29 protein-coding genes are annotated in these 26,027 nt (G+C 72.2%); 17 read left to right on the forward strand and 12 right to left on the reverse strand.

Annotated features, from left to right (window positions below; translation table 11 throughout):
- The first annotated feature begins 73 nt into the window (after positions 1–73).
- Complete coding sequence (groL, locus tag K7G60_RS26745) at positions 74–1,702, forward strand: chaperonin GroEL (protein WP_030693129.1); 1,629 nt, start codon at positions 74–76, stop codon at positions 1,700–1,702.
- Positions 1,703–1,790: 88 nt separating this feature from the next.
- Here groL and K7G60_RS26750 read toward each other — a convergent pair whose 3' ends face one another.
- Both K7G60_RS26750 and K7G60_RS26755 read right to left on the reverse strand, forming a co-directional pair.
- Positions 1,791–2,006, reverse strand: coding sequence for a hypothetical protein (locus K7G60_RS26750; RefSeq protein WP_225803506.1), 216 nt, complete (start codon positions 2,004–2,006; stop codon positions 1,791–1,793).
- Positions 2,003–2,470: a hypothetical protein gene (locus K7G60_RS26755; RefSeq protein ID WP_225803507.1), complete on the reverse strand. Its 468-nt coding sequence runs from the start codon at positions 2,468–2,470 to the stop codon at positions 2,003–2,005. The genes K7G60_RS26750 and K7G60_RS26755 overlap by 4 nt, the downstream gene beginning before the upstream one ends.
- A gap of 149 nt (positions 2,471–2,619) precedes the next feature.
- On the opposite strand from K7G60_RS26755, the gene K7G60_RS26760 reads away from it, so the two are divergent.
- Positions 2,620–3,093, forward strand: coding sequence for an SRPBCC domain-containing protein (locus tag K7G60_RS26760; protein ID WP_225803508.1), 474 nt, complete (start codon positions 2,620–2,622; stop codon positions 3,091–3,093).
- A gap of 1 nt (position 3,094) precedes the next feature.
- Here the strand turns inward: K7G60_RS26760 and K7G60_RS26765 are convergent, their stop codons facing one another.
- The 4 genes from K7G60_RS26765 to K7G60_RS26780 all read right to left on the reverse strand — a co-directional run bounded on the left by K7G60_RS26765 (position 3,095) and on the right by K7G60_RS26780 (position 6,617).
- Positions 3,095–3,832 (reverse strand): class I SAM-dependent methyltransferase, encoded by a 738-nt coding sequence (locus K7G60_RS26765; RefSeq protein WP_225803509.1) that lies wholly within the window; start codon positions 3,830–3,832, stop codon positions 3,095–3,097.
- Positions 3,833–4,409: 577 nt separating this feature from the next.
- Positions 4,410–5,132, reverse strand: coding sequence for a transporter substrate-binding domain-containing protein (locus K7G60_RS26770; protein ID WP_225803510.1), 723 nt, complete (start codon positions 5,130–5,132; stop codon positions 4,410–4,412).
- Positions 5,133–5,142: 10 nt separating this feature from the next.
- The gene (locus tag K7G60_RS26775; RefSeq protein ID WP_225803511.1) at positions 5,143–6,120 is read right to left on the reverse strand and encodes an aldo/keto reductase; all 978 of its coding nucleotides are present in this window, start codon (positions 6,118–6,120) and stop codon (positions 5,143–5,145) included.
- Between the two features lie 53 nt (positions 6,121–6,173).
- Complete coding sequence (locus K7G60_RS26780; protein ID WP_225803512.1) at positions 6,174–6,617, reverse strand: hypothetical protein; 444 nt, start codon at positions 6,615–6,617, stop codon at positions 6,174–6,176.
- A gap of 101 nt (positions 6,618–6,718) precedes the next feature.
- On the opposite strand from K7G60_RS26780, the gene K7G60_RS26785 reads away from it, so the two are divergent.
- The gene (locus tag K7G60_RS26785; protein ID WP_225803513.1) at positions 6,719–8,215 is read left to right on the forward strand and encodes an alpha/beta hydrolase; all 1,497 of its coding nucleotides are present in this window, start codon (positions 6,719–6,721) and stop codon (positions 8,213–8,215) included.
- Between the two features lie 10 nt (positions 8,216–8,225).
- On the opposite strand, the gene murQ is transcribed toward K7G60_RS26785, so the two are convergent.
- Together murQ and K7G60_RS26795 are read right to left on the reverse strand one after the other, a co-directional pair.
- Positions 8,226–9,155 carry an N-acetylmuramic acid 6-phosphate etherase gene (gene murQ, locus K7G60_RS26790; protein ID WP_225803514.1) on the reverse strand — a complete coding sequence of 310 codons (930 nt, stop codon included), beginning with the start codon at positions 9,153–9,155 and terminating at the stop codon, positions 8,226–8,228.
- Between the two features lie 49 nt (positions 9,156–9,204).
- A complete protein-coding gene (locus K7G60_RS26795) occupies positions 9,205–10,122 on the reverse strand; it encodes a MurR/RpiR family transcriptional regulator (RefSeq protein ID WP_225803515.1) in 918 nt (305 codons plus the stop codon).
- 122 nt (positions 10,123–10,244) lie between these two features.
- Between K7G60_RS26795 and K7G60_RS26800 the strand changes: the two genes are divergently transcribed.
- Both K7G60_RS26800 and K7G60_RS26805 read left to right on the forward strand, forming a co-directional pair.
- Complete coding sequence (locus K7G60_RS26800) at positions 10,245–10,601, forward strand: hypothetical protein (RefSeq protein ID WP_093874801.1); 357 nt, start codon at positions 10,245–10,247, stop codon at positions 10,599–10,601.
- A 13-nt stretch (positions 10,602–10,614) separates the two neighbouring features.
- Positions 10,615–10,884 (forward strand): DUF4031 domain-containing protein, encoded by a 270-nt coding sequence (locus K7G60_RS26805; RefSeq protein ID WP_093874800.1) that lies wholly within the window; start codon positions 10,615–10,617, stop codon positions 10,882–10,884.
- A gap of 79 nt (positions 10,885–10,963) precedes the next feature.
- Here the strand turns inward: K7G60_RS26805 and cpt are convergent, their stop codons facing one another.
- The 4 genes from cpt to K7G60_RS26825 all read right to left on the reverse strand — a co-directional run bounded on the left by cpt (position 10,964) and on the right by K7G60_RS26825 (position 14,267).
- Complete coding sequence (gene cpt / locus K7G60_RS26810) at positions 10,964–11,485, reverse strand: chloramphenicol phosphotransferase CPT (RefSeq protein ID WP_225803534.1); 522 nt, start codon at positions 11,483–11,485, stop codon at positions 10,964–10,966.
- Positions 11,486–11,507: 22 nt separating this feature from the next.
- The gene (locus K7G60_RS26815; protein ID WP_225803516.1) at positions 11,508–12,089 is read right to left on the reverse strand and encodes a dihydrofolate reductase family protein; all 582 of its coding nucleotides are present in this window, start codon (positions 12,087–12,089) and stop codon (positions 11,508–11,510) included.
- Positions 12,090–12,189: 100 nt separating this feature from the next.
- Positions 12,190–13,407, reverse strand: coding sequence for a Cmx/CmrA family chloramphenicol efflux MFS transporter (locus tag K7G60_RS26820; protein WP_225803517.1), 1,218 nt, complete (start codon positions 13,405–13,407; stop codon positions 12,190–12,192).
- 161 nt (positions 13,408–13,568) lie between these two features.
- Positions 13,569–14,267, reverse strand: coding sequence for a hypothetical protein (locus K7G60_RS26825; RefSeq protein ID WP_225803518.1), 699 nt, complete (start codon positions 14,265–14,267; stop codon positions 13,569–13,571).
- A gap of 145 nt (positions 14,268–14,412) precedes the next feature.
- Here K7G60_RS26825 and K7G60_RS26830 point away from each other — a divergent pair, with 145 nt between their 5' ends.
- From K7G60_RS26830 to K7G60_RS26885, 12 genes are all read left to right on the forward strand, one after another.
- Positions 14,413–15,849, forward strand: coding sequence for an MFS transporter (locus K7G60_RS26830; protein WP_225803519.1), 1,437 nt, complete (start codon positions 14,413–14,415; stop codon positions 15,847–15,849).
- Positions 15,850–15,927: 78 nt separating this feature from the next.
- Positions 15,928–17,097, forward strand: a complete 1,170-nt coding sequence (locus K7G60_RS26835) for a PLP-dependent aspartate aminotransferase family protein (RefSeq protein WP_225803520.1) — start codon at positions 15,928–15,930, stop codon at positions 17,095–17,097.
- 89 nt (positions 17,098–17,186) lie between these two features.
- Positions 17,187–17,726, forward strand: coding sequence for a MaoC family dehydratase (locus K7G60_RS26840; RefSeq protein ID WP_225803521.1), 540 nt, complete (start codon positions 17,187–17,189; stop codon positions 17,724–17,726).
- Positions 17,727–17,798: 72 nt separating this feature from the next.
- Positions 17,799–18,638 carry an SAM-dependent methyltransferase gene (locus K7G60_RS26845; RefSeq protein WP_225803522.1) on the forward strand — a complete coding sequence of 280 codons (840 nt, stop codon included), beginning with the start codon at positions 17,799–17,801 and terminating at the stop codon, positions 18,636–18,638.
- Positions 18,635–19,678 (forward strand): class I SAM-dependent methyltransferase, encoded by a 1,044-nt coding sequence (locus tag K7G60_RS26850; protein ID WP_225803523.1) that lies wholly within the window; start codon positions 18,635–18,637, stop codon positions 19,676–19,678. The genes K7G60_RS26845 and K7G60_RS26850 overlap by 4 nt, the downstream gene beginning before the upstream one ends.
- 23 nt (positions 19,679–19,701) lie before the next feature.
- The gene (locus K7G60_RS26855) at positions 19,702–20,595 is read left to right on the forward strand and encodes a diiron oxygenase (RefSeq protein ID WP_225803524.1); all 894 of its coding nucleotides are present in this window, start codon (positions 19,702–19,704) and stop codon (positions 20,593–20,595) included.
- 40 nt (positions 20,596–20,635) lie between these two features.
- Positions 20,636–21,526, forward strand: coding sequence for a hypothetical protein (locus K7G60_RS26860; protein ID WP_225803525.1), 891 nt, complete (start codon positions 20,636–20,638; stop codon positions 21,524–21,526).
- A gap of 1 nt (position 21,527) precedes the next feature.
- The gene (gene acpS, locus K7G60_RS26865) at positions 21,528–21,959 is read left to right on the forward strand and encodes a holo-ACP synthase (RefSeq protein ID WP_225803526.1); all 432 of its coding nucleotides are present in this window, start codon (positions 21,528–21,530) and stop codon (positions 21,957–21,959) included.
- A gap of 27 nt (positions 21,960–21,986) precedes the next feature.
- Positions 21,987–22,238 carry an acyl carrier protein gene (locus K7G60_RS26870; protein WP_225803527.1) on the forward strand — a complete coding sequence of 84 codons (252 nt, stop codon included), beginning with the start codon at positions 21,987–21,989 and terminating at the stop codon, positions 22,236–22,238.
- Complete coding sequence (gene metK, locus K7G60_RS26875) at positions 22,235–23,443, forward strand: methionine adenosyltransferase (RefSeq protein ID WP_225803528.1); 1,209 nt, start codon at positions 22,235–22,237, stop codon at positions 23,441–23,443. Before K7G60_RS26870 ends, metK begins: the two co-directional genes overlap by 4 nt.
- A gap of 3 nt (positions 23,444–23,446) precedes the next feature.
- Positions 23,447–24,430 carry a carbohydrate kinase family protein gene (locus K7G60_RS26880; RefSeq protein ID WP_225803529.1) on the forward strand — a complete coding sequence of 328 codons (984 nt, stop codon included), beginning with the start codon at positions 23,447–23,449 and terminating at the stop codon, positions 24,428–24,430.
- The coding region (locus tag K7G60_RS26885) for a homocysteine S-methyltransferase family protein (RefSeq protein WP_225803530.1) at positions 24,427–26,027 on the forward strand (1,601 nt) is incomplete at its 3' end. The genes K7G60_RS26880 and K7G60_RS26885, both read left to right, overlap by 4 nt.

Here is a 26,027-nt window from a genome sequence, read left to right on the forward strand (position 1 = left end):
GGAGGCCGTCCGTCGCGGGCGTCGGCGCGGTCCTGGAGCGTTATCCACCCCATGTCCGGGAGGACCACTTCACATGGCCAAGATCATCGCGTTCGACGAGGAGGCCCGGCGCGGTCTCGAGCGCGGCATGAACCAGCTCGCTGACGCCGTCAAGGTCACCCTTGGCCCCAAGGGCCGCAACGTCGTCCTCGAGAAGAAGTGGGGCGCCCCCACGATCACCAACGATGGTGTCTCCATCGCCAAGGAGATCGAGCTCGAGGACCCGTACGAGAAGATCGGCGCCGAGCTGGTCAAGGAAGTCGCCAAGAAGACGGACGACGTCGCCGGCGACGGTACGACCACCGCCACCGTCCTCGCCCAGGCGCTCGTCCGCGAGGGCCTCCGCAACGTCGCCGCCGGTGCCAACCCGATGGCCCTCAAGCGCGGCATCGAGAAGGCCGTCGAGGCCGTCTCCGGCGCCCTGCTCGAGCAGGCGAAGGACGTCGAGACCAAGGAGCAGATCGCCTCCACGGCCTCCATCTCCGCCGCCGACACCCAGATCGGCGAGCTCATCGCCGAGGCGATGGACAAGGTCGGCAAGGAAGGCGTCATCACCGTCGAGGAGTCCCAGACCTTCGGTCTGGAGCTGGAGCTCACCGAGGGCATGCGCTTCGACAAGGGCTACATCTCGGCGTACTTCGCCACCGACATGGAGCGCATGGAGGCGTCGCTCGACGACCCCTACCTCCTGATCGTCAACTCCAAGATCTCCTCCGTGAAGGACCTCCTTCCGCTCCTGGAGAAGGTCATGCAGTCGGGCAAGCCGCTGCTGATCATCGCCGAGGACGTCGAGGGCGAGGCCCTGTCGACCCTGGTCGTCAACAAGATCCGCGGCACCTTCAAGTCCGTCGCGGTCAAGGCCCCGGGCTTCGGCGACCGCCGCAAGGCCATGCTGAACGACATCGCCATCCTCACGGGCGGCACGGTCATCTCCGAGGAGGTCGGCCTCAAGCTCGAGAACGCGGGCCTGGACCTGCTCGGCCGCGCCCGCAAGGTCGTCATCACCAAGGACGAGACCACCATCGTCGACGGTGCCGGTGACAGCGACCAGGTCGCCGGTCGCGTGAACCAGATCCGCGCCGAGATCGAGAACTCCGACTCGGACTACGACCGCGAGAAGCTCCAGGAGCGCCTCGCGAAGCTGGCCGGCGGCGTGGCCGTCATCAAGGCCGGTGCCGCGACCGAGGTCGAGCTCAAGGAGCGCAAGCACCGCATCGAGGACGCCGTTCGCAACGCGAAGGCGGCCGTCGAGGAGGGCATCGTCGCCGGTGGTGGCGTGGCCCTGCTCCAGGCGTCCAACGTCTTCGAGAAGCTCGAGGCCGACCTGTCGGGCGACGAGGCCACCGGTGCCAACATCGTCAAGCTGGCGCTCGAGGCCCCGCTGAAGCAGATCGCGGTCAACGCCGGTCTCGAAGGCGGCGTCGTGGCGGAGAAGGTCCGCAACCTGCCCGTCGGCCACGGCCTGAACGCCGCGACCAACGAGTACGTCGACCTCATCGCCGAGGGCATCATCGACCCGGCGAAGGTCACGCGCTCCGCGCTGCAGAACGCCGCGTCGATCGCCGCGCTGTTCCTCACCACCGAGGCCGTCATCGCCGACAAGCCGGAGAAGGCCGCCGCGCCGGCCGGCGGCGGCATGCCGGGCGGTGACATGGACTTCTGATCCTGACGGATCGGCAGTTCATCGCTGGACGCGAACGAGGGCGGCACCCCCACCGGGGGTGCCGCCCTCGGGCGTCGTACGGGACGGATCAGCGCACGTCGACGTAGTCCCCGCCGGTGAACCGGCCGGTCGCGTCGGTGACGGCCTGGGCCGCGGGGGCCGCCCCCGGGACCGGCCGGTAGGAGACCGAGCGGCCCGCCAGCGGCACCGCGTCTCCGGATCCGGGCTGGATCCCGACGAGGGCGCCGGCGGGGTAGGCGTTGCGGTAGGCGTAGGTGGGCTTGCCGAGGGTGAAGGAGGTCATCGCCGGGCACAGCCGGAAGGTGTTGGCGAGCCTCGGGTCCCAGGACACGGAGAGACGCCGATGTGCGGCCGGTAGGCGTAGGTGCCGGTCCACTGCCTGGTGGTCTCGCCGGGCAGCCGGTAGTCGACCCGGACCGGGTGGTCCCCGAGGGCGGTGCCCTCGGGGAGGACGACCGGCGCGTCCGTCTTCCAGTCGTAGTTGTCCGGGGTGAGCGCCTCCGCGGAGGCCAGGACGGCAGCGTCCGGAGCGGTGGAGGCCGGCACGCTGACCTTGATCCAGAGCGCGTTCGCCGGTGGCGCCAGGCGGTAGCGCCCGTCGTCCAGCGTGCTGCCGGTCGTGGCCGGCCGGTCCGCGTGCGCGGCCGGGGCGTGGACGACGGCGGGTGCGGCGATACCCGCCGAGAGAGCGAAGACGGCGGCCGCACGGACAAAGGCGTGCGGGAGCCTGCGCGTTGAGCCCGGCAAAGGGGCCCCCACAGGTCTGAGATCGCGGCCTCGCCGTGGTCGGGGCGGCCGCGTGGAGAACTTCAGCGCTCACCTGTTGAACATGTTCATTCGCTTTGTGGGGGTGCCGGGGTGATCCTGGAATGGCCTCCTCGTGAAGGGAGATCGTGATGGTCACCCTCCTGACGACGCCGGCCGACCGCGAGCTGGTCGTCACCCGCACGTTCGACGCCCCGCCGGCCCGCGTCTGGGAGGCCTGGACGCGGCCCGAGCACGTACGGGAGTGGTACGGGGCGGCCGGGCTGACCACGTCCGTCGTCGACATCGACCTGCGGGCGGGCGGCACCTGGCGCTGGGGCCAGACCGGGCCGGACGGCCAGGAGATCGTCTTCTCCGGCACGTACGAGGACGTCGTCCCGGCGGAGCGGCTCGACTACACGGAGGTCTTCGAGCAGATGCCGGACGCAGGGCCGGTCCGCGTGACCCTCACCTTCGACGCGACCCCCGACGGCGGCACGGCCCTGACCAGCACCTCCTTCTGGCCCTCGAACGAGATCAGGGACCAGGCGCTGGCGGCGGGCATGGAGACGGGGGTGAGGAAGCAGTACGACCGGCTGGCGGAGCATCTGGAGGGGATGGGCTGAGTCAGCGCCGGAACAGGGCCGTCCAGAGGAAGGACTCGCCGAATACCGGGGAGTCGGCGCTCTGCGCGCGCATGCGCCGCAGCTCGATCTCCGCCAGGTCGGCGAAGACCGCGCGGAGCGAGGCGTCGGTGTAGGCGAGCCCGCCGTGCAGCTTCCCGTCCCGGTAGAAGTCGGCGTCCGGGAGCTCGGAGCCCATGCCGCCCTCGCCGGCCGCGAACGCGGTGAGCGCGAAGCGGCCGCCGGGGGCGAGGACGCGGTCGAGGAGGGCGAGGTGGCTGATGCGGCGGTGCGGGGGCAGGTGGTGGAAGCAGCCGGAGTCGTAGACGAGGTCGTACGGCCCGTCGAGGGGCGCGGTGAAGGCGTCGCCGCACAGGAACCGCACGTTCCCGGTGCCCGCCCGGGCGGCCCGCTCCTCCGCCCAGGCGATCGCGGCGGGCGAGAGGTCGACCGCGGTGACGTCGAAGCCGGCCGACGCGAGGTACAGGGCGTTCCGGCCGGGCCCGCAGCCGAGGTCGAGCGCCCGGCCGCCGGCCGGGAGCAGGCCCTGCTCGACGTACGACACGAGGTTCTCGTCGGGCTTGTCGACGAAGAACGGCACGGGCTTGTCCCGGTCCGCGTAGAACCCGTCCCACCACTCGGCCCCGCCCTCGGTCCACCGGTCGGCACCGGGCGAGAACAGGCCGTCGAGCAGGGTGAGGACGTCGTCGACGGTGCGGACGGTGCGGTCGGTCTGGCTCATGTGGATCTCCCCTCCGAGTCCCCCAAGAATACGGGGAGTTGGGGTGAAAGCCCAGGTCAGAGGTGGTGTGTGCATTCGTTGTGCGGGGGATGGGCGGCCTGTCGACGGGCGGGCGGGCCGCCTGGGCGGGGGAGGCGTACGCGTCCCGGGGAAGCCCCCTCAGGGCCCGGGAAGGGGCCTCTGGGTGGGATGCCGAGCCATGTTTCCGGCGCCTTTCATTCGCTTGAATGTACGATCCGGCTGCCGACAGGGGGGTCCCGCCGGCCCCCGGCCGCGCGGTCCGCTCCGCGCCGCCGTCACCTGCCTGTCGTGTCCGCCCTCCCCCGTCGTACCCGCCCTCACTCCCGTACGAGGGGACACGTACTTGTCCGTCCGAAGAGCCGTCGCGCTCGCACTGAGCGCGGCCCTGGGCATCACCGGCCCGGCGGCCGCCACACCTTCCGCACTGGCGGCCACCGCTTCCGACGCGCCGTACGACGTGACGATCCCCGCGCCGGCGGACGCCGCCGGAACGGGTGACATGGTCCTCGTCGCGGCCGGGCCCCCGGGCGTTTCCCGTCCGGGCGTTTCCCGTCCGTCAGGCCGGCGGGGCCAGCAGCCCGGCCTCCTGGCCCGAGCGGCGCAGCGACTCCGCGACGAAACCGTTCGCCTTCAGCTCCTCCACCGCGTCCCGGAGGAAGGCGACCGTCTCGGGGCGGCGCCCGACCGTCGTCCCCACGGCCTGCCGGATCTCCATGAACCGGCCCTCGATCAGCCGCACGTCCGGATGCGCCGCGGCGTACGCGGTCATCGGCTGGCGGATGCCCGCGCCCGCCTCCAGGCCCTCCGCCCGGAACGTGTCGACGCCCTCCTCGCCGCGCACCACGGTCGCGTGCACGAGGTTCCTCGACAGGAACAGGTCGTACGCGGAGCCCTTCTTGACCCCGATCCGCACGCCCGGCGCGTCCACCTCCTCCACGGTGGTGAGCGCCGAGCCGCGCGGCACGGCGTACACCCCCTCGATGACGACGTACGGGGCGGTGAACGCGACCTCCGTCTCCCGCGCCGGGTCCACCGCGAGGAAGCAGAGGTCGGCCCGGCCGTCCGCCATCGCCTCGAAGGACTTCCGCGCCGCGTCGAAGCAGAGCAGCTCGACGGGAAGCCCGAGCCGCGCCCCGATCTCCCGCGCCAGGTCCACGGTGATCCCGCCCGGCGCCTCTGGCGTGCCCTGCGCGAGCACCGGATTCCCGAGGTTGATCGAGGCCCGCAGGACTCCGGTGGGGGCGAGGTCGGCGGCGGGGGACTTCGGCGCGGTCGTCATGGGGCGGAGTCTAGGCCTCGGCGTTCCGGTGGACACGGTCGAGGAGCTCCAGTTCCTCCCGTGTGAGGCGGAGGGCGCCGGCGGCGACGTTGGCGGTCAGATGGGCGGGGTCGCCGGTGCCGGGGATGGCCAGGAGGTGGGGGCCCTGGTGGAGGGTCCAGGCGATGCGGACCTGGGCCGGGGTGGCGTCGTGGGCCGCCGCGACGGCGAGGACCTCCTCGCTCTCCGGGGCGGTCGCCCCCGTCTCGCGTCCGGCGGCGGCGATCGCGTAGAAGGGCACGAAGGCGATGCCCTGCTCGCCGCAGTGGCGGACGAACTCCTCGTACTCGGGGCGGACCCCGATCCCGTACATGTTCTGCACGCAGACCACGGGGGCGATCTCCCGCGCTTCGGCGAGGTGCGCCGGGGTGATGTTGGAGAGGCCGAGGTGGCGGATGAGGCCCGCCTCGCGGAGCTCGGCGAGCGCGCCGAAGCGCTCGGCGACCGAATCGGGTCCGACGACACGGAGGTTGACGACGTCGAGGTGGTCGCGGCCGAGCTGCCGCAGGTTCTCCTCGACCTGCGCGCGCAGCGCGGCCGGGGTCCGGGCGTGCTCGCTCCAGGCGCCCGAGGCGTCACGGGCCGGGCCGACCTTGGTGGTGATGACCAGGTCGTCGGGGTAGGGGCCGCCGAGGGCGCTGTTGATCAGCTCGTTCGCGGAGCGGAGCGGCGAGAAGTAGAAGGCGGCCGTGTCGATGTGGTTGACGCCGAGGTCGACCGCCTTGCGCAGCACGGCCATCGCGCGGTCGCGGTCCATCGGTACGGCGTTCGCGACGAGCGCCTCGCCGTGCTGGGGGAGCCGCATGGCGCCGAAACCGACACGGTTGACGGGGAGGTCCCCGCCGAGGGCCCAGGTGCCGGAGTCGGAGGCGTGGGGGGCGGGGACCGGGGCGGTGGTGGCCTTGTCCGTCGCGGTCGGGTCTGCGGTGGTCGAGTCTGTGGTCGTCATGGCGGGGATGATCTCCCGGGGGAGGGCGTGATGCCAGCGGATCGCCGTTCCCCTCAGCCCTCGGCCGCCGGTGGCCGCCCCACCGTGAACGCCTCGCCGTCCTGGAACTCGATCAGGAGTCCCCTGTCCGTGAGGAAGAGCCAGCAGGCGTGTCCCTGGTCCAGGATCGCGTCGGCGTGCCGTGCCGTCAGGGCGGCCGGCAGGGCGATCGACGGGACCAGGAGGTTGTCCCAGAAGACGATCACCAGTTCGTCGGGGGCGGCGTACGCGTCGAGCAGGCCGGCCAGCGTCCCGCCCTCGAACTCCTCGCGCCGTTCGACGGCTTCGGCCCCCCGCCAGTCCACCCGGGCCGAGCCGATCGCCTCGAACCGGTTCAGGCTCACCCGGGCGAACGCGCGGTGTTCCTCGTACGAGAGGAGCAGGGCGTCCTCGCCCAGGAGGCCCAGGACGTCGGCGATGTACTCCGGGCGGGTTCCGTACGACTCACGTGCGCTCATGCCGTGAGTCAAACAGATCCGTGGGTACGGGGGTTGGCCCCACCTCGGACCCGCCGGTCCGCCGGATGGGCCCCCGTCGCCCCGCCCGCGAGGCTGTGCGCATGACGACGAACCGTGGACGCAAGGCCCTGATGCTCGCCCTCTCCGCCGCCGCCGTGGCCGGCGTCGGTCTCGCCGGCGGCGGTGCCGCCCCCGCCGCCGCTGCCGGGCTGGACTGGGGCGACTGCGACCCCGCCGTGAAGCCGCTGCCGGGGCAGCGGTGCGCCACCCTCTCCGTGCCCCTCGACTACACCGACCCCGACGGCGAGCAGATCGGCCTCGCCGTGGCCCGGCTGCCCAGCACCCGGCCCGAGGCGCGGCGCGGGACGCTCATGGTGATCCCGGGCGGGCCGGGCAGCTCCGGTGTGCAGCGGCTCGGGCAGAAGGGGGCCGCGCTGGCGAAGGAGACGAACGGCGCGTACGACCTGGTGGCCTTCGACCCGCGCGGCGTCGGCGGCTCCGCGAAGGCCCGGTGCGGCTTCGCCGAGGACGACCGGCGTCTGGTGACCCTGCGGTCCTGGCCGGCCGCCGACGGCGCCATCGGCGAGAACACGGCCCGCTCCCGGCGGATGGCCGAGGCCTGCGCGCGCAACGGGGGCGCGATGCTGCGCGGGCTGACCACGGCCAACCAGGTGCGGGACCTGGACCGGCTGAGGCAGGCGCTCGGCGAGCGGAGGCTGTCCGCGTGGAGCGTGTCGTACGGGACGTACGTGGCCGCCGTGTACGCCCAGAGGTTCCCGGAGCGCACCGACCGCTGGGTCCTCGACAGCAGCTCCGACCCCGACCCGAAGCGCGTCGCCCGGGGCTGGCTGGCGGGCATGGCGCGCGGCGCCGAGGACCGCTTCCCGGACTTCGCGGCCTGGGCCGCCCATCCGGACCGGGCCGGCGAAGGGCTGCGCATCGCCGAACGTCCCGAGGAGGTACGGCCCCTGTTCCTCGGCCTCGCCGCCCGCCTCGACCGTGAGCCGCGCACCTCGGCGACCCCCGGCACGCCGCTGACCGGCACCGTGCTGCGGCAGGCGCTCCAGCAGGCGCTGTACTCCGACGCGGCCTTCCCGGCCTTCGCGCGTCTGATGTCCCAGGCCCTCGACCCGGCGGGCGTGCCGGTTCTTCCGGCCGAGCTGACCGGTCCGATGCCCGACGAGGCGGCGACCGTCAGCGTGGGCGTGATCTGCAACGACGTGGACTGGCCCGCCTCCGTGCCGGCGTACGGGCGGGCCGTCGCCGCGGACCGGGAGCGGTACCCGCTGACGGCCGGGATGCCCGCGAACATCACGCCGTGCGCCTTCTGGAAGGGCGGCGCGGTGGAGAAGCCGACCCGGATCACCGACCGGGGCCCGTCGAACGTGCTCATGATCCAGAACCTGCGCGACCCGTCGACCCCGCACTCCGTGGGCCTCAAGATGCGCGAGGCCTTCGGCGACCGGGCGCGGCTCGTCTCGGTCGACAGGGGCGGCCACGCGGTCTACCTCGGGAACGGGAACGCGTGCGGCGACCGGGCCGTGACCCGCTTCCTGACCGAGGGCGTGCGGCCCGCGGGGGACGTTCTCTGCCGGTGACCGTGAGGGCCTACGCGGTGGTCGCGTGCAGCGCCCCGCGCAGGTGCCCCCCGGAGGCCTTCAGCCGCTCGGCGGCCGTGGGGGCGTCGACGTCGGCGAGGATCATGAGGATGGCGTTCTTCACCTCGCCGTCGGCGGCGGCGAGCGCGGCCTCGATCTGCTCGTCCGGCGCGCCGGTGGCCAGGGCGACGATCCGCCGCGAGCGGGCCTGGAGCTTGTCGTTGGAGGCGCGGACGTCGACCATCAGGTTTCCGTAGGTCTTGCCGAGGCGGATCATCGTGAGGGTCGAGATCATGTTGAGGACGAGCTTCTGGGCCGTGCCGGCCTTGAGGCGGGTGGAGCCGGTGAGGAGCTCGGGCCCGGTGACGACCTCGATGCCGTGCTCGGCGGCGGCGGCGAGCGCGCTGTCCTCGTTGCAGGAGAGGCCGATGGTCAGCGCCCCCTGGGCGCGGGCGTGTTCGACGGCGCCGACGGCGTACGGGGTGCGGCCGGAGGCGGAGACGCCGACGACGGTGTCGTCGGCGGTGAGCCCGAGCGCGGTGAGATCCGCGACCGCGAGTTCCCTGGAGTCCTCGGCGCCCTCGACGGCCCTGACCATGGCGGTGGGGCCGCCCGCGATGAGGCCGACGACCTGCGACGGGTCGGTGTTGAAGGTGGGCGGGCACTCGCTGGCGTCGAGGACGCCGAGACGGCCCGCGGTGCCCGCGCCCAGGTAGATCAGGCGCCCGCCGCGGGCCATGCGGGCGGCGGTGGCGTCGATGGCGGCGGCGATCACGGGGAGCTGCCGGGCGACGGCCTCGGGGACGCTCCGGTCCTCGCCGTTCATGAGGCGGGCGATGTCCAGCGTCGGGAGCCGGTCGATCTCGGCGAGCTCGGGGCGGAAGGCCTCGGTGGTGAGGGTGGCGAGCTGGGCGCGGAGTTCGGAGTACGAGGTGGGCACGGGGGCTCTTTCGGGACGGCGGCGTCGTCGGCGCCGGTGGACGTGTGGGTCAGCGGGTCCGGGGGGAGTGGCGGTGGGCGAGGGCTTCGTACGAGGCGGCGAGGGCGGGGGCCGCCGTCTCGTACGTGCGCTGGGTGACGCAGGTGAACAGGCAGTCCACGACCAGGAGTTGGCTGGTGCGGGACGACATGGCGGCGGGGCGCAGTTCGCTCTCGCGGGCCGTGGAGGTGGTCAGGACGTGGTCGGCGTACTGGGTGACGGGGCCGTCCGGGCGGCCGGTGATGGCGACCGTGGTGGCGCCGTGGTCGAAGGCCACGCGGAGGGGTTCTATGACGTCGCCGGTGGAGCCGGAGTGGGTGATGGCGATGGCGACGTCGCCGGAGCGGAGCTGCACGGCGTTGGTGACGGCGAGGTGCGGGTCGCTGTGGGCGTGCGCGATCAGGCCGATCCGGAGCAGCTTCTGGCCGAGGTCCTGGGCGACGAGGCCGGAGGCGCCGATGCCGTAGATGTCGATGCGGCGGGCGGCGGCGAGCGCGGCGACGGCGGCGCCGAGCTGGACGGTGTCGAGCCCGGCGGCGGTGTCGGCGAGGGTCTGCTGCTCGTCGTAGGCCAGCTTGGCGACGACGTCGGCGACGGGGTCGTCGACGGCGATGTCGGCGGTGACGGCCGGGGCGCGGCCGGACTGCTGCTGGGCGGCCAGGCCGGCGAGGGCGAGGCGGAGGTCGCGGTAGCCGGGGTAGCCGAGGAGCCGGGCGGTGCGGACGACGGTCGCCTCGCTGGTCCCGGTGAGCTCGGCGAGGCCGGTGACCGTGAGGGCGGCGCAGCCGGCCGGGTCTCCGGCGACGGCCTCGGCGACCCGCTGCATGGAGCGGGTCATGGACGGTACGAGGGTCCGCACCTTGGCCGCGAGCGCGGCGGGGGCGGGGGGCGCGTCACCGGTGAAACTTTCCTTCACTTCATTGGTCACACCTGAAAGATACTTTCGGCAGGTGGGGGCGACAAGACCCCGTGAGGCCTCTTCGGTCCCGGATCCGCCGGGGCCCTCGGTCTTTTTCGTGTGGGGGGCGCGCGCCGGGTGACAATGAGTGCATGGACGACATCGACCCCGTGGAGCAGGCGCTGCACGCCGCTCGCGCGCTGGTTCTGGCCGACCTGGTGGCCCGGCAGGTGGCCGCGGCCCAGGTCGTGTCGATGGTGGAGGACGCGGTGACCCACCGGCGCTGGTGGGTCGAGCAGTGGCCCGAGGGGGTGTCGTACGTCGCCGGGCTCGTCGCCCAGGACGTGCAGGACGCCCTGCTCGAACGGTACGGACGCTGGCCGCTCTGCCCGGTCTGTTCCTCGGGCGACCCGCACGCCCTCGACGTGGAGCCGGAGCTCGGCCCCGACCCGCACTGGGTCTGCGGCAAGCAGGGCGTGGTGGTGGCCCCGGTGGGCGGCCTGACGTGACGGGAGCTTCCGCGTGACCCTCTACATCGACCCGCCGACCTGGCCGGGCCACGGCCGCATGTGGTCGCACCTGGTCAGCGACGTCTCCTTCGAGGAGCTGCACGCCTTCGCCGCCTCGATCGGCGCCCCGCCGCGCGCCTTCGAGCGGGACCACTACGACATCCCCTCCGACCGGTACGCGGACGCGGTGGCGGCCGGCGCGGTCGAGGTCGGCTCGAAGGAACTGCTCCGGCACCTCACGAAGGCGGGGCTGCGGCGCCCGAAGGGCCGACCGGTCGCCTGACGTCCTCCCGGGGCCTGCGCCGCTCCAGGGCCACCCGGTCACCTGACGTTCTTCCCGGGCCCGCCTTCCCGGCCCCGCGTCAGCCGAGCCGGGCGGCGATGGCGCGGGCGCACTCCAGGGACTCGGCGCGTGTCGTGTCGACCTCCAGGTCGTACTCCACGCCCGCGTGCACCATCAGGGCCTGCTGCGCGGCCATCCCGACGGTCCGGTCCCCGCGGGCGATCTCGCGCCCCGCGGCGACCGAGCTCTCGCACCGGACGCCGACCCACAGCACGGGCAGGTCCCCGAGGGCCTCGCGCCAGCGCTGCTGGGAGGCGGCGCCGCCGAGGAAGACGTCGTCGACGACGATCCTGGCGCCGGCCCTGACCATCGCCACGAGCCCTCCGGCCCAGGCCGCCTCCAGGGCCCGGAAGTCGGCGCCGACGCTGACGCCGCCGTCGGCGTCGAAGACGATCCCGGAGTCCGCGTCCTGCATCTTCGCGGGCAGCGCGTCGACGAAGGAGTCGACTCCGAACGCCAGCCACGGGTCCGGCAGTACGGCCTGGAGGCACCGCACGATGCCGGACTTCCCCGAGCTGGAACCGCCGTTGAGGATGATCATCCGAGTCGTCACGGGCGCCACCCTAGGCGCGCCGGTGGACGACGTCGAACACGTTCTTCTGCAGGCCGTTCGCGTAGGCCTCGTGCTCGACCAGCTTCAGCTTCTGGGCGTCCTTGTCCGTGGCGCTGAAGAGACGCTTGCCCGCGCCGAGCAGGAGCGGGAAGACGAGCAGGTGGTACCGGTCGATCAGGCCGGCGTCCGAGAGCGCCCGGTTCAGGGAGGCGCTGCCGTGGACGATGATCGGCCCGCCCTCGGTCTCCTTCAGGGCGGCGACCTCGTCGAGCGAGCGCAGGATCGTCGTCTCGCCCCAGTTCGACACGAGGTCGTCCTCGGTGAGGCTCGTGGAGACGACGTACTTCGGCATCACCTTGTAGCCGGCGAAGTCCTCCATGTCGGGCCACACGGGGCTGAACGCCTCGTAGCTGGTCCGGCCCAGCAGCATCGCGGCCGCCTCCTTCTGCTCGCGGTCCTTGATCTCGAAGGCCTCGGGGAGGAACTCGACGTCCTTGAAGGTCCATCCGGAGTTCCGGTATCCGGGCTCGCCGCCCGGGGCCTCCACGACGCCGTCGAGCGAGACGAAGGCGGTGCTGATCAGGGTGCGCATCTGGGGTTCCTCGGCTTCTCGTGTCGGTGCGGTCATCAGCTTCGACCGACGATCACGGAAGAACTCATCGCCGTCGACCGCTCTTTCTCGGAAAAGATCCTCAGCAGGGCGCCTCGGCCTGCTGCTCCCGCTCCCGATCCTCCTGGGGAGCGCCCGAAGTCACCACGCGGGAGGGGGACTTGTGGAGCCTGAGGGCGACCGCGGCCGTGGCGAGGCCCAGAGCCGTCATGGCCGCGCCCGCCCAGGCCGTGGAGGCGTAGCCGAGGCCTGCGTCGATGACGGTGCCGCCGAGCCAGGGGCCGCCGGTGTTGCCGAGGTTGAAGGCGGCGGTGGTGGTGGCGCCCGCGAGGGTGGGGGCGGCGCCTGCGACGTTGAACATCCGGGCGTTGAGGGCCGGGGCGGTGTAGAAGGCGGAGACGCCGAGGAGGAAGGCGAGCAGGACCGTGACGACGGGACCGGACGCGAAGAGGGCCAGGGCGATCAGGAAGACGGTCGAGGCGGCGATGCCGCTGAGCAGCACCCCGAAGAGGTGGGCGTCGGCGACGCGGCCGCCGATCGTCGTACCGACCAGGGCGCCGATGCCGAAGAGCCCGAGGACGGCCGAGACCCAGCCCTCGTCGAGCCCGGAGACGTCGGTGAGGAGCGGGGCGAGGTAGGAGAAGGCGCAGAAGACGCCGCCCGCCGCGAGCGCGGTGACCGTGACGGAGAGGAGGACCTGCCGGTCGCGGTAGATGGCCAGTTCCCGCTTGAGGCGGGGCCTGGCCTCGGGGAGGGGGATGTGCGGGATGCGGGTGACGACTCCGGCGAGCGCGATCGCGGAGGCCGCGCCGACCGCCCAGAACGCCGAGCGCCAGCCGAGGTGCTCGCCGAGGAACGCGCCGGCCGGGACGCCGAGGACGTTGGCGATGGACAGGCCGCCGATCATGACGGCCATCGCCTTGGCGCGGGAGCCCACCGGGACCATCGCGATGGCGACGGCCGCGCCGACCGCCCAGAACCCGGCGCAGGCGAGCGCGCTGACGACGCGGGAGGCGAAGAGGACGGCGTAGTTCGGAGCCAGTGCGCCGGCGATCTGCCCGAGGCCGAAGACGGTGATGAGGGCGACCAGGGTCGTCTTGCGGGGGAGCCGGAGCGTCGCGACGGCGAGCAGCGGAGCGCCGACGACCATGCCGATCGCGAAGGCGGAGATGAGCAGTCCGGCGCGGGGGATGGAGACGCCCATGTCCTCCGCGATCGGCGGCAGCAGCCCGGACAGCATGAACTCGCTGGTCCCCAGTGCGAAGACGGAGAGACCGAGGATGTACACGGCCAGGGGCATACGGGCCGGGGGTATGGAGGGGGAGGCGGTGGCGGGGGGCGTCGCGTGCTCGGCTGAGGAAGACGGCATGACATGCGTCAACCTGCGGTTTGTGCCTGTCATTCCGCGATCCCCGGACTTCTCGGGATGCGAGACGGTCACGCGCCGCCCCGGCCGCGCCGTCAGGCCGCCGGTCCCGCCAGCTCCGCCAGTTCCCGTTCCAGGTTCTCCCGGGCCCGTTCCTCCCAGGCCGCCGCCCCGTAGGGGGTGCGGAAGAGGCGGGGGAGGGAGAGGAGCTGGCGGAGGACGGCGGCGCGGCCCGCGCGGAAGTCCGGTTCCGGGACGAAGGAGTACTCCTCGCGGACCGCCGCCGTATACCCCCCGTACGTATCGGGGCCGGTGGCCAGGATCGCGAGGTCCGCGTCGCAGAGGGTCTCGCCGTTGAGGTCGCCCGGGGCCGGGTCGTGGGTGACGGTGAGGCGGACCAGGCGGGCCACCTCGGTGACCTCGCGGGCGGTGAGGCCGGCTTCGGTGAGGGCCTTCTCGGCCAGGGCCGCCGAGCGTTCCTCGTTCTCCGAGCGGTCCGGGCGGTAGACGGCGTCGTGGAACCAGGCGGCGAGCCGTACGAGCTCCAGTTCGCCGCCCTCCCCGCCCTGGTCGGCGAGCTCGTCGATGCGGTCGAGGACCGCCCGGAGGTGGGCGACCGTGTGGTAGCGGCGCTGTGGCTCGGCCCAGCGGGCCAGCAGGTTCCGGCCGTACGGGGCGGGGTCGGGGCCCACGCGGCCGGCGCGGGCGGCGAGCAGGGTGGCGTTCCACCGCTGCAGCAGGTCCGGATCCGGGTCCCGATGCGGCTCCCGGTCGTGCTCTTCCTCGACGGTCATGGGGGCATTCTGCCCGGCCGGAGGTGCGGAGCGGGTGCTTCCCACGCGCCCTCATCTCACTCTTACATACCCCCCACGGGTATGCTACGGTGCTCCGCACAGGTACCCCCTAGGGGTATGCAGCAGCGAGTGAAGGGTCAGGGCAATGTCAACCGTCAATCCCCGGCGCTGGTGGGCACTTGTCGTGCTCGCCGCCGCTCAGTTCATGGTCATCATGGACACCTCGATCATCGGGGTCGCGCTCCCCGAGATGCAGAAGGACCTGGGCTTCTCGCAGAGCGAGCTCCAGTGGATCTTCAACGCCTACGTGATCGTCTTCGGCGGTCTGCTGCTCCTCGGCGGACGCCTCTCCGACCTCGTCGGAGCCCGCAGGATCTTCGTCTCCGGCTGGGCGGTCATGATCGCCGGTTCGGTCGTGGCCGCGGCCGCGCAGACGGCCTGGGTCGAGATCGTCGGCCGTGCCGTCCAGGGCGTCGGCGGCGCGCTGATCGCGCCCTCCGCCATGACCCTGCTGATGATGCTCTTCATGCACGACCCGAAGGAGCTCGGCAAGGCGATGGCGCTCTACGGCGCCGCCGCTCCCGCCGGCGGCACCGCGGGCGTCTTCCTCGGCGGTGTCTTCACCGAGTGGATGAGCTGGCAGTGGGTCTTCATCATCTACATCCCGATCGGCCTCGCGACCCTCGCCGCGACCAAGCTCCTCCCGAACGTCGAGTCCCGCCGCGGCTCCGTCGACGTCCTCGGCGCCGTCGCCGTCACCGCCGGCCTCGCGCTCGCCGTCTTCGCCGTGGTCCGTGCTCCCGAGGTCGGCTGGGGCGCCACCGCCACCGTCCTGGAGCTGGCCGGCGCCGCCGTCCTCCTGATCCTCTTCTTCGTCATCCAGAAGAGCGTCCGCGAGCCCCTCATGCCGCTCAGCGTCTGGCGGGTCCCGCGCCTGGGCTCGGCCAACCTGGCGATGACGCTGCTCGGCGCCGCGTGGATCCCGATGTGGTACTTCCTCAACCTGTACCTCCAGCAGGTCCTGGGCTTCGGCGCCTTCGAGTCCGGTGCCGCGCTGCTCCCGATGACCGTGCTCCTCATGATCTTCATGACGGCCATCACGGCCCGGCTCATGATGAAGGTCGGCGCCAAGCCGCTCATCGCGGGCGGTCTGCTGGTCCTCGCGGCCGGTCTGGTCTGGCTCTCCGCGGTCGAGCCCACCGGCACCTTCCTGGTCGACGTCCTGCCGGCCTCGCTGGTCGCCGCGCTCGGCATGTCCCTCGCCTACATCCCGACGATGATGAGCGCGATGGCCAACGCCCCGCAGGAGCAGGCCGGTCTCGCCTCCGGCATCGTCAACACCACCTACAACGTCGGCTCCGCGCTCGGTCTCGCCGCGCTCACCGCCGTCGCGATGTCCCAGGGCGCCGACCAGCTCGGCAACCTGCCGAAGCTGACGGACGGCTTCTCCGCCGCCTTCATCGGCGCCGCGGTCGTCGCCGCCGTCGGCGGTGTCGTCACCCTCCTCGTCATGAAGGGCGACAAGGCGGCCGCGGCCGAGGCCGCCGCCCCCGCGCCGCAGGGCGAGAAGGTCCCCGCCTGATCCCCGCCCCGAAGGGGCCGCCCGATGTCCGCCCCGGACGTCGGGCGGCCCCTTTTCCCGTACTCAGGAAGGAACGTCGTGGAACTGAACACCCGTGCCGTGCACGTCGTCAACGAGCCTTTCCGGAGCGGCAGCCGGCCGCTCTCCGTCCCCCTCGTCCAGTCCTCCGCCTTCGCCTTCGACTCCGCCGCCGAGCTCGCCGACGCCATGGCCGACCCCGACGGCCGGTACGTCTACAGCCGCCGCGGCAACCCGACCGTCCGGGCCCTGGAGCAGACCCTCGCCGGCCTGGAGGGCGGGGAGGGGACCATCGCCTTCGCCTCCGGCATGGGCGCCGTCAGCGGCGTCCTCCTCGCGCTGCTCAGGCCCGGCGACCGGGTGGTGGCCCAGCGCTGTCTGTACGGAGGGACGCACGCGGTCCTGTCGGACCTGGCCGAGCGGTACGGGATCGAGGTCGTACGGATATCCGGCGACGATCCGGCCGAACTGGAGGCCGTCGGCACCCACCCCGCCACCCGGCTCCTCGTCCTGGAGACGATCGCCAATCCGACCGGCCGGGTCCCGGACCTGCCCGGGCTGCTCGCGGCGGCCCGCGCCCTCGGGGTGACCAGCATGGTCGACAACTCGCTCGCCTCGCCCGTGCTGTGCCGTCCCCTGGAGCTCGGTGCCGACGTCGTCGTGCACTCCACCACCAAGTACCTCTCCGGGCACTCGGACGTCCTCGGCGGCGCCGCCGTCTTCGCGGACGACGGACTGCGCCGCCGGGTGTGGCCCCGCACGGTCGAACTCGGCGCCTGTGCCGACCCGTTCGCGGCCTGGCTCACCCTGCGCGGGATCCCCACGCTGCCGCTGCGGATGCGCGAGCACTGCGCCAACGCCGCGGCCCTCGCCGAGCTCCTGGCGGCCCGCCCCGGCGTCACGGCCGTCCACTACCCCTGGCGCGCCGGCCACCCCTCGTACGACACCGCCCGGAAGGTCCTCGCGGGCGGTGGCGGGCTGCTCTCCTTCGAGCTCGCCGGGGGCCGGGAGGCGGGCCGGGCCTTCATCGAGCGCGTACGGCTCGCGAAGCTCGCGCTCTCGCTCGGCGGCGTGGAGACGCTGGTGGCCCATCCGGCGTCCACCTCCCACCGCGAGCTGGACGCGGACGCCCTGGCGGCCGCGGGGATCGCGCCCGGACTGGTGCGGATGTCGGTCGGGATCGAGGACGTCGAGGACCTGTGGAACGACGTCGAACAAGCGATGCCGTGAGCCTTCTTTTGGGTTGACAAAATAAATGGTCGATTCGTAGATTGGGTGATGCCAGGAAACGTAGACTCCTAGGTCAAGGGGGGCGCGCGATGCGCTACTTCGAGGACTTCCGGCCCGGCGACGTCCATGAACTGGGCACCGTCACCGTCACGACGGAGGAGGTGCTGGAGTTCGGCAGGCGCTTCGACCCGCAGCCCTTCCACACGGACCCCGAGCTCGCGAAGGACTCCCCGTTCGGCGGTCTGATCGCCAGCGGGTTCCACACCCAGTCGATGTTCATGCGCCGCTACGTCGACGGACTGCTCGCCTACAGCGCCTGTACGGGCTCGCCCGGCATCGACGAGGTCCGCTACCTGCGGCCCGTCCGCCCGGGCGACGTCCTCACCGCCCGCGTCGAGATCCTCGGCGCGACCCCGTCGCCGTTCAATCCCGCCACCGGCACCGTCAAGCCGCGGTGCACGCTCGTGGCCGCCGACGGGACGGCCGTGTTCAGCATGATCCTGCACAGCATCTTCCGCCGGCGCCCCGCCGGCTCCGAGGCCGGCCATCTGTCGTCGATGCCCGCGGCCGAGGACCCCGTCGCCTGCGTGCGACCGGCCAAGACCTGTGTCCCGGCCATGAGCGCCTGACGAACCGTCCTTCGTCGGGCCCCCGAACACGGCCGTCCGAATCACCAGAAATCAACCGAAGGGGGACCTCCTGTGGAGGCCGTATCCCGCACCGCCCAGTGGACCGCCGCCGCGCGCGCCCTGGAGACCGAGCGCGAGGACCGGCTGTTCGCCGATCCCTACGCGCGCACCGTCGCCGACGAGATCGGCTTCGAACTGCTCGCGCGCTACGACGGGGGCGGCATCGTGCCGTTCCTCGCCATCCGCACCACCTACCTCGACCGGGCCATCGTGAAGGCGGTGGAGGAGCGCGGCATCCGGCAGGTCGTCTTCCTCGCCGCCGGCATGGACACCCGCTTCTTCCGGCTGCCCTGGCCCGACGGCGTCACCGTCTACGAGCTCGACCGCCCGGCCCTCCTGGAGGCCAAGGCCGAGATGCTCAAGGACGAGCCGCAGCCCGCCGGCCGCACCCGGGTCCCGATCCCGGTCGACCTCACGCAGGACTGGACCGGCGCCCTGAAGGAGGCCGGCTGGAAGAGCGAGGAGCCGGTCCTGTGGGTGGTCGAGGGCCTGCTGTTCTTCCTGCCCGAGCAGGCCGTGCGGACCCTCATCTCGACGCTCTCCGCGCACGCCGCGCCCGGCTCCGTGCTGCTCGGCGACGTCATCTCGAAGTCCGCCCTGGAGAACCCGCTGGCCCGCACCTTCATGAGCGCGCTGGAGGAGGACGGCAACCCGTGGCTCTTCGGCACCGAGGAGCCCGAGGCGCTGCTCGCCGACTGCGGCTGGGCCGTGCGCGAGGTCAAGCAGCCCGGTGAGGACGGCGCCGCCTTCGACCGCTGGCCCTACCCGGTGCCGGCCCGCTCCGTGCCGCGCGTCCCCCGCTCCTTCCTGTTCACGTGTGACCTGCCGACGTACGAGGAGAAGGCCGCATGAGCGCCCACGACTTCCACCAGCGGGTCATCACCGACGCCGGCGCGGCCGTCCGCGGCCTGACCGTCGCCCTCGGCGAGCGCCTCGGGCTCTACAAGGCCCTGGCGGAGAAGGGCCCCCTCACCGCCGCCGGGCTGGCGAAGGCCACCGGCACGAACGAGCGGTACGTCGAGGAGTGGCTGCACGCCCAGCTCTCCGCCGGGTACGTCGAGCGGCACCCCAGCTCCCTCACGTACACGCTGCCCGCCGACCACGTCGAGGTCCTCGCCGACCCGAAGGCCGTCACCTACGCCGCCGGCTTCTTCACCGCCCTCAAGGCGCTGTACGCCACCGAGGACCTGCTCGTCGAGGCGTACCGCACGGGCGACGGCGTCGGCTGGGCCGAGCACGACGCGGCCCTCGACACCGGCATGGGCTCCTTCTTCCAGCCCACGTACGAGCACAAGCTCGTCCCGGACTGGCTGCCCGCCCTCCACCAGGTCACCGACAAGCTCGCCGCCGGCGGCACCGTCGCCGACGTCGGCTGCGGCGTCGGCCACACCACCCTCCTCATCGCGAAGGCCTTCCCGAACGCCACCGTCCACGGCTTCGACTACTCGGAGGAGGCCATCTCGATCGCCCGGGAGCTCGCCGAGGAGGCCGGTCTCTCCGACCGGGTCGTCTTCGAGGTCGCCTCCGCCGACGACTACCCCGGCTCCGGCTACGACCTGGTGTGCTTCTTCAACGCCCTGCACGACATGGGCGACCCGGTGGCCGCCGCCCAGCACGTCCACAAGTCCCTGGACGCGGACGGCACCTGGATGCTCGTCGAGTCCAACGTCTCCCCGCAGGACGTCGACACCCAGACCCCCGCCGCCCGCATGTTCATGGCCCTGTCCGCCGTGATGTGCCTGCCGGTCGCGGTCGCGCAGCGCGGCCCGCACGCGTTGGGCAACCACTCCGGCGAGAAGGCCTTCCGGGCCATCGCCGAGGAGGCCGGCTTCACCCGCTGGCGGCGCGCCACCGAGACGCCGGTCAACGCGGTCTACGAAGTCCGCCCGTAACCCCACTCCGAAGGAGCGAGATCATGGGCGTCGCCGCCCCGCTGCCCGTCACCGACCGGTTCATGGAGGTCCTGGAGCGTCTCAGCGAGCGCTCGGTCGAGGACTACTACAACCCGTACCAGACCTTCCAGTGGCCCGAGGCGCTGGAGGAGAACCGCTTCTGGATGACGCCGGAGCTGCTCACCGTCTACGGCACCGAGCACTACGACACCCTCGGTGAGGAAACGCTTCAGCGCCTGTCGAAGTGGGAGTCCATCAACTTCTACAGCCTCAACGTGCACGGCATCCGCGAGCTCCTCATCGAGGTCGTCGGCCGCATCCACATGCCCGGCTTCGAGGTCCCCTCGGACTTCTTCCACCACTTCATCGGCGAGGAGAACGAACACATGTGGTTCTTCTCCGAGTTCTGCCGGCGCTACGGCCACAAGATCTACGGCTCCACCGCCATGCGCGCCGACGCCGCCTGGGAGCCGGAGGTCGAGAACTTCCTCGTCTTCACCCGCATCCTCTTCTTCGAGGAGCTCGTCGACCACTACAACTCCCGGATGGCGAAGGACGACTCCCTCTGCCACACCATCCGCGAGGTAAACCGCATCCACCACCAGGACGAGTCCCGCCACATCGCCTTCGGGCGCGAGCTGGTCTCCCTGCTGTACCAGCGGATGTGCCAGGCCGTGAGCGCCGACCGGGTCCGCGAGGTCGAGGCGTACCTCAAGCGGTACGTCGTCTACAGCATCAACTCCCTCTACAACCCGCACGTCTACCGCGACGCCGGCATCGCCGACCCGCTGGCCCTGCGCAACGCGCTGGTCGCCGACGAGCGCCGCCGCCCGCACGAGCGCAAGGCGATCCGCAAGCCGCTCTCCTTCTTCCTGAAGACCGGGATCTTCTCCGACGACACCCTGCCCGTCGTCTGAGTTCCACCGAGGGACCTCCCAGCCGAGAGGTGCACCGATCATGACCATGACCACCCCCGAGCAGAACGTCGGGGCCACCAGGGGTCTGCCGACCCTTGGCCCGGAGGGGACCCGCCTGCTGCGGCTCCTCGACGAGACCTTCGAGGGCTGGGGAGTGGCCGCGGGCGCCCGCACGATGACCATGCCCCCGCTGCTCCCGGCCGCCGACCTGGCCCGGCTCGACTACTACGACAACTTCCCCCACCAGGCCGTCGTCGCCGCCCCGCTCGACCTGGAGCGCCGCGCGACCGCGCCCTTCGACACCGACACCGGCCGCTTTCCGACCGCCGCGCTCGAACCCGCCGCGCTCGGACTGCCCTCGGCGTCCTGCTACGCCGTCTACCTCACCCACCAGGGCACCCCGGTCGCCGACGACACCCTCGTCACGATCTGCTCCTGGTGCTTCCGCAAGGAGACCCACTACGAGGGCATGCGGCGCCAGCTCGGCTTCCGCATGCGGGAGATCGTCGCCCTCGGCGGGCGCGAGCACGCCGAGAACCACCTCGCGGACTTCGCCGCCCGCATCCACGCCTTCGCCGCGGCACTCGACCTGCCGCTGCGCAAGGAGGCCGCCTGCGACCCGTTCTTCGACAAGGGCGGCTCGAAGGCCCTGCTCCAGCGCCTCACCCCGGTGAAGCACGAGTTCCTGTACGAGGACCTGGCGATCGCCTCGGTCAACACGCACCGGAACTTCTTCGGCGAGCGCTGCGACATCACCCTGGAGTCCACCGGCGGCCCCGCCTTCACCAGCTGCGTCGCCTTCGGCCTGGAGCGGTGGCTGTCGGCGCTCACCCGCCGGCACGGCGGCTGGGAGGCCGCCACCCGGGCGGTCCTCGACGCGAACGCCCGCATGCGGGCCGATGCGAGCCTCGCGGCCGGGCCGGTGATCTGACGTGCCGGCCCGTCCCGCCGCCCCGCCGGCGGGCGGCCTGGGGTGGGCGAACCTCGGCATGGACATCGTGTCCGTCAACCGCGTCCGCAGACTCCTCGCGCAGTACGGGGAGAAGTTCTTCGAGCGGATGCTCACCCCCGGCGAACTCGCCGACTGCCGCACCTCCTCCGGGCTCGACGTGCTGAGCCTGTGCGGACGGATCGCGGCGAAGGAGGCGGCCTTCAAGACCTTGCGCGTCCGGGGCAGGTTCCTGCCCTGGCCCGACATCGTCGTACGCCGCTCCGAGGGCGGCTGGCCGCTGGTGGAGCTGCACGGGCCTGCCGCCGAGATGGCGGCCGAGTCCGGCATCTCCGAGATCACCGTGTCCATCAGCCACGACGTGGACTACGCGGTCGCGGTCGCCGCGCCGATCATCGCCCCCACCCATCCGTAACCAGCAGTAGCTAAAAGGAGAGCAACCATGGCCGACGGCCTGCAGACGGTGAAGAACTGGATCCTCGAGCGTCACCCCGAGCGCGACGACATCGCGCCCGACCTCGACCTGATCGAGAACCGGCTCATCGACTCGCTGTCCTTCGTCGAGTTCGTCTTCCTCCTGGAGCAGGAGAGCGGCACCGCCATCCAGATGGAGACCCTGGAGGTCGACTCCATCCGCACCCTCGGCGCCATCGAGCAGCACTTCTTCAAGTCTCCGGTGGAGGTCCAGGCATGAGCCGCCGCCTCTTCACCTCGGAGTCCGTGACCGAGGGCCACCCCGACAAGATCGCCGACCGGATCAGCGACACCATTCTCGACGCGCTGCTCGCCGAGGACCCGTCCTCGCGCGTGGCGGTCGAGACCCTGATCACCACCGGTCAGGTCCACATCGCCGGCGAGGTCACCACCACCGCGTACGCGCCGATAGCCCAGCTGGTGCGCGACGCCGTCCTCGACATCGGCTACGACTCCTCCGCGAAGGGCTTCGACGGCGCCTCCTGCGGCGTGTCGGTGTCCATCGGCGCCCAGTCGCCGGACATCGCGCAGGGCGTCGACACCGCCCACGAGGCCCGGGTGGAAGGAGTGGAGGACGAGCTGGCGTCCCAGGGCGCCGGCGACCAGGGCCTGATGTTCGGCTACGCCTGCGACGACACGGCCGAGCTGATGCCACTGCCGATCGCCCTCGCCCACCGCCTCTCCCGGCGGCTCACCGAGGTCCGCAAGGACGGCACCGTGCCGTACCTGCGCCCGGACGGCAAGACGCAGGTCACCATCGAGTACGACGGCGACCGCCCGGTCCGCCTCGACACGGTCGTCGTCTCCTCGCAGCACGCCGCCGACATCTCCGTCGAGGGCCTGCTGACGCCGGACGTCCGCGAGTACGTCGTCGAGCACGTCCTCAAGCAGCTCGCGGAGGAGGGCGTGAACCTGGAGTCCGACGGCTACCGGCTCCTGGTCAACCCGACCGGGCGCTTCGAAGTCGGCGGCCCGATGGGCGACGCCGGACTCACCGGCCGGAAGATCATCATCGACACGTACGGCGGGATGGCCCGGCACGGCGGCGGCGCCTTCTCCGGCAAGGACCCGTCGAAGGTGGACCGCTCGGCGGCGTACGCCATGCGCTGGGTCGCGAAGAACGTCGTCGCGGCCGGGCTGGCGAAGCGCTGCGAGGTGCAGGTCGCGTACGCGATCGGCAAGGCCGAGCCCGTCGGCCTCTTCGTGGAGACCTTCGGGACGGGCACCCTGCCGGACGAGAGGATCCAGGAAGCCGTGTCGAGCGTCTTCGACCTGCGGCCGGCGGCGATCATCCGCGACCTGGACCTCAAGCGGCCGATCTACGCGGCGACGGCGGCGTACGGCCACTTCGGCCGCGAGCTCCCCGAGTTCACCTGGGAGCGCACGGATCGCGTGGAGGCCCTGAAGAAGGCAGCGGGGGCGTAGGCCATGCGCGTCGCTGTCACGGGATCCATCGCGACCGACCATCTGATGACCTTCCCCGGCTGGTTCAGCGAGCAGCTGCTCGCCGACCGGCTCGACCGGGTCTCCCTGTCGTTCCTCGCCGACAACCTGGAGGTCAGGCGCGGCGGAGTGGCAGCGAACATCGCCTTCGGACTCGGTGTCCTCGGCCTGCGGCCCGTCCTCGTGGGCGCGGTCGGCGCCGACTTCGAGCCGTACCGGGTCTGGCTGAAGGACCATGGCGTGGACACCGACTCGGTGCGCGTCAGCGAGTCGCTCCACACCGCCCGCTTCGTCTGTACCACCGACCGGGCCCAGAACCAGATCGCCACCTTCTACGCGGGGGCGATGGCCGAGGCGCGCGAGATCGACCTCCGCGAGGTCGCCCTGCGCACCGGCCGCCTGGAACTGGTCCTGGTCTCCCCGGACGACCCCGAGGCCATGCTCCGGCACACCCGCACCTGCCGCGACCTCGGGATCCCCTTCGCCGCCGACCCGTCGCAGCAGCTGGCGCGGCTCGACGGGGGCCAGGTGCGGGAGCTGGTGGACGGGGCCCGGTACCTGTTCACCAACGAGTACGAGACGGCCCTCCTCCTGGAGAAGTCCGGCTGGACGGAGGCGGACGTGCTGCGCCGCGTCGACACCTGGGTCACCACCCACGGCGAGGCCGGCGTCCGCATCCGCGGCGAGGGCCGCGACCCGCTGGCCGTGCCGGCCGTGGAGGTCCCCGCGGTCGTCGACCCCACCGGCGTCGGGGACGCCTTCCGGGCCGGGTTCCTCGCGGGGACGCTGTGGGGCGTGCCCGAGCGGTGCGCGGCGCAGCTGGGCTGCGCGGTCGCGGCGACCGTCCTCGACTACGTGGGGACGCAGGAGTACCGGCTGCACCGGGACTCCCTCCTGGACCGGATCAGGACGACGTACGGCGTCGGCTGCACGGCGACGCTCGTCACCCATCTGAGGGGGCTCACATGAGGCCGTCACTTCGCGAGGAGTTCGCGAAGAGGGTCGTCGTCGCCGACGGGGCGATGGGCACCATGCTCCAGGCCGCCGACCCGTCGATGGACGACTTCCGGCAGCTGGAGGGCTGCAACGAGATCCTCAACCTCACGCGCCCCGACATCGTCGCCTCCGTCCACGACGCCTACTTCTCGGCCGGCGTGGACTGCGTCGAGACCAACACCTTCGGGGCGAACCTGGCCGCGCTCGCCGAGTACGGCATCGAGAACCAGGTGTACGAGCTGTCCGAGGCCGGCGCCCGCATCGCCCGCGCCTCCGCCGACGCGCACACGGCCGCCGACGGGCGCCCCCGCTGGGTCCTCGGCTCCATGGGGCCCGGCACCAAGCTGCCGACCCTCGGCCACGTCACGTACGAGCCGCTCCGGGACGCCTTCCAGCAGAACGCGGAGGGCCTGATCCGCGGCGGCGCCGACGCCCTGCTCATCGAGACCTCGCAGGACCTGCTCCAGACGAAGGCGGCCGTCATCGGCGCCCGCCGGGCCCTGGACTGGGTCGGCGTGGACCTGCCCGTGATCGTGCAGGTCACCGTGGAGACGACGGGCACGATGCTGCTCGGCTCGGAGATCGGGGCGGCGCTGACGGCCCTGGAGCCGCTGGGCATCGACATGATCGGACTGAACTGCGCCACGGGCCCGGCGGAGATGGCCGAGCACCTGCGCCACCTCTCCCGGCACGCCCGGATCCCGATCTCGGTCATGCCGAACGCGGGCCTGCCGGTGCTGACCTCCGAGGGCGCCCACTACCCGCTGTCGCCGGCCGAGCTGGCGGACGCGCAGGAGCGGTTCGTGCGGGAGTACGGGCCGGCGCTGGTGGGCGGCTGCTGCGGGACGACGCCGGAGCACCTGCGGCAGATCGTGGCGCGGGTGCGGGGCGCGGCCGTGCTCGACCGGCGGCCGGTCTCCGAGCCGGGCGCGGCCTCCCTGTACCAGGCCGTGCCGTTCCGGCAGGACACCTCGTACCTGGCGATCGGCGAGCGGACCAACGCCAACGGCTCGAAGAAGTTCCGCGAGGCCATGCTGGAGGGCCGCTGGGACGACTGCGTGGAGATGGCCCGGGACCAGATCCGCGAGGGCGCGCACATGCTCGACCTGTGCGTGGACTACGTGGGCCGCGACGGCGTGGCCGACATGCAGGAGCTGGCGGGCCGCTTCGCGACGGCGTCGACGCTGCCGATCGTGCTGGACTCCACCGAGGTGGACGTCCTGCGGGCCGGTCTGGAGAAGCTCGGCGGCCGGGCGGTGATCAACTCGGTCAACTACGAGGACGGCGACGGACCGGAGTCCCGCTTCGCGAAGGTCACGGCGCTCGCGAAGGAGCACGGCGCGGCGCTGATGGCGCTGACGATCGACGAGGAGGGCCAGGCCCGGACGGCCGAGCACAAGGTCGCGATCGCCGAGCGGCTCATCGCCGACCTGACCGGCAACTGGGGCATCGCCGAGTCGGACATCCTCATCGACACCCTGACCTTCACCATCTGCACCGGCCAGGAGGAGTCGCGCAAGGACGGCATCGCCACCATCGAGGCGATCCGCGAGCTGAAGCGCCGCCACCC

It is taken from the genome of Streptomyces sp. NK15101 (genome assembly GCF_020400725.1).
Classification (GTDB): Bacteria; Actinomycetota; Actinomycetes; order Streptomycetales; family Streptomycetaceae; genus Streptomyces.

What these genes read in the sequence shown, in the direction of transcription:
- K7G60_RS26880 (WP_225803529.1), top strand. Translation starts at nt 23,447, where the DNA reads ATGCGCGTCGCTGTCACGGGATCCATCGCGACCGACCATCTGATGACC.
- K7G60_RS26770 (WP_225803510.1), bottom strand. Translation starts at nt 5,132, where the DNA reads ATGACGACCGCGCCGAAGTCCCCCGCCGCCGACCTCGCCCCCACCGGA.
- cpt (WP_225803534.1), bottom strand. Translation starts at nt 11,485, where the DNA reads ATGATCATCCTCAACGGCGGTTCCAGCTCGGGGAAGTCCGGCATCGTG.
- K7G60_RS26820 (WP_225803517.1), bottom strand. Translation starts at nt 13,407, where the DNA reads ATGCCCCTGGCCGTGTACATCCTCGGTCTCTCCGTCTTCGCACTGGGG.
- K7G60_RS26825 (WP_225803518.1), bottom strand. Translation starts at nt 14,267, where the DNA reads ATGACCGTCGAGGAAGAGCACGACCGGGAGCCGCATCGGGACCCGGAT.
- K7G60_RS26840 (WP_225803521.1), top strand. Translation starts at nt 17,187, where the DNA reads ATGCGCTACTTCGAGGACTTCCGGCCCGGCGACGTCCATGAACTGGGC.
- K7G60_RS26800 (WP_093874801.1), top strand. Translation starts at nt 10,245, where the DNA reads ATGGACGACATCGACCCCGTGGAGCAGGCGCTGCACGCCGCTCGCGCG.
- K7G60_RS26775 (WP_225803511.1), bottom strand. Translation starts at nt 6,120, where the DNA reads ATGACGACCACAGACTCGACCACCGCAGACCCGACCGCGACGGACAAG.
- K7G60_RS26765 (WP_225803509.1), bottom strand. Translation starts at nt 3,832, where the DNA reads ATGAGCCAGACCGACCGCACCGTCCGCACCGTCGACGACGTCCTCACC.
- K7G60_RS26860 (WP_225803525.1), top strand. Translation starts at nt 20,636, where the DNA reads ATGACCATGACCACCCCCGAGCAGAACGTCGGGGCCACCAGGGGTCTG.
- K7G60_RS26815 (WP_225803516.1), bottom strand. Translation starts at nt 12,089, where the DNA reads ATGCGCACCCTGATCAGCACCGCCTTCGTCTCGCTCGACGGCGTCGTG.
- K7G60_RS26760 (WP_225803508.1), top strand. Translation starts at nt 2,620, where the DNA reads ATGGTCACCCTCCTGACGACGCCGGCCGACCGCGAGCTGGTCGTCACC.
- K7G60_RS26870 (WP_225803527.1), top strand. Translation starts at nt 21,987, where the DNA reads ATGGCCGACGGCCTGCAGACGGTGAAGAACTGGATCCTCGAGCGTCAC.
- groL (WP_030693129.1), top strand. Translation starts at nt 74, where the DNA reads ATGGCCAAGATCATCGCGTTCGACGAGGAGGCCCGGCGCGGTCTCGAG.
- K7G60_RS26785 (WP_225803513.1), top strand. Translation starts at nt 6,719, where the DNA reads ATGACGACGAACCGTGGACGCAAGGCCCTGATGCTCGCCCTCTCCGCC.
- K7G60_RS26855 (WP_225803524.1), top strand. Translation starts at nt 19,702, where the DNA reads ATGGGCGTCGCCGCCCCGCTGCCCGTCACCGACCGGTTCATGGAGGTC.
- metK (WP_225803528.1), top strand. Translation starts at nt 22,235, where the DNA reads ATGAGCCGCCGCCTCTTCACCTCGGAGTCCGTGACCGAGGGCCACCCC.
- K7G60_RS26780 (WP_225803512.1), bottom strand. Translation starts at nt 6,617, where the DNA reads ATGAGCGCACGTGAGTCGTACGGAACCCGCCCGGAGTACATCGCCGAC.
- K7G60_RS26830 (WP_225803519.1), top strand. Translation starts at nt 14,413, where the DNA reads ATGTCAACCGTCAATCCCCGGCGCTGGTGGGCACTTGTCGTGCTCGCC.
- K7G60_RS26750 (WP_225803506.1), bottom strand. Translation starts at nt 2,006, where the DNA reads ATGACCTCCTTCACCCTCGGCAAGCCCACCTACGCCTACCGCAACGCC.
- K7G60_RS26850 (WP_225803523.1), top strand. Translation starts at nt 18,635, where the DNA reads ATGAGCGCCCACGACTTCCACCAGCGGGTCATCACCGACGCCGGCGCG.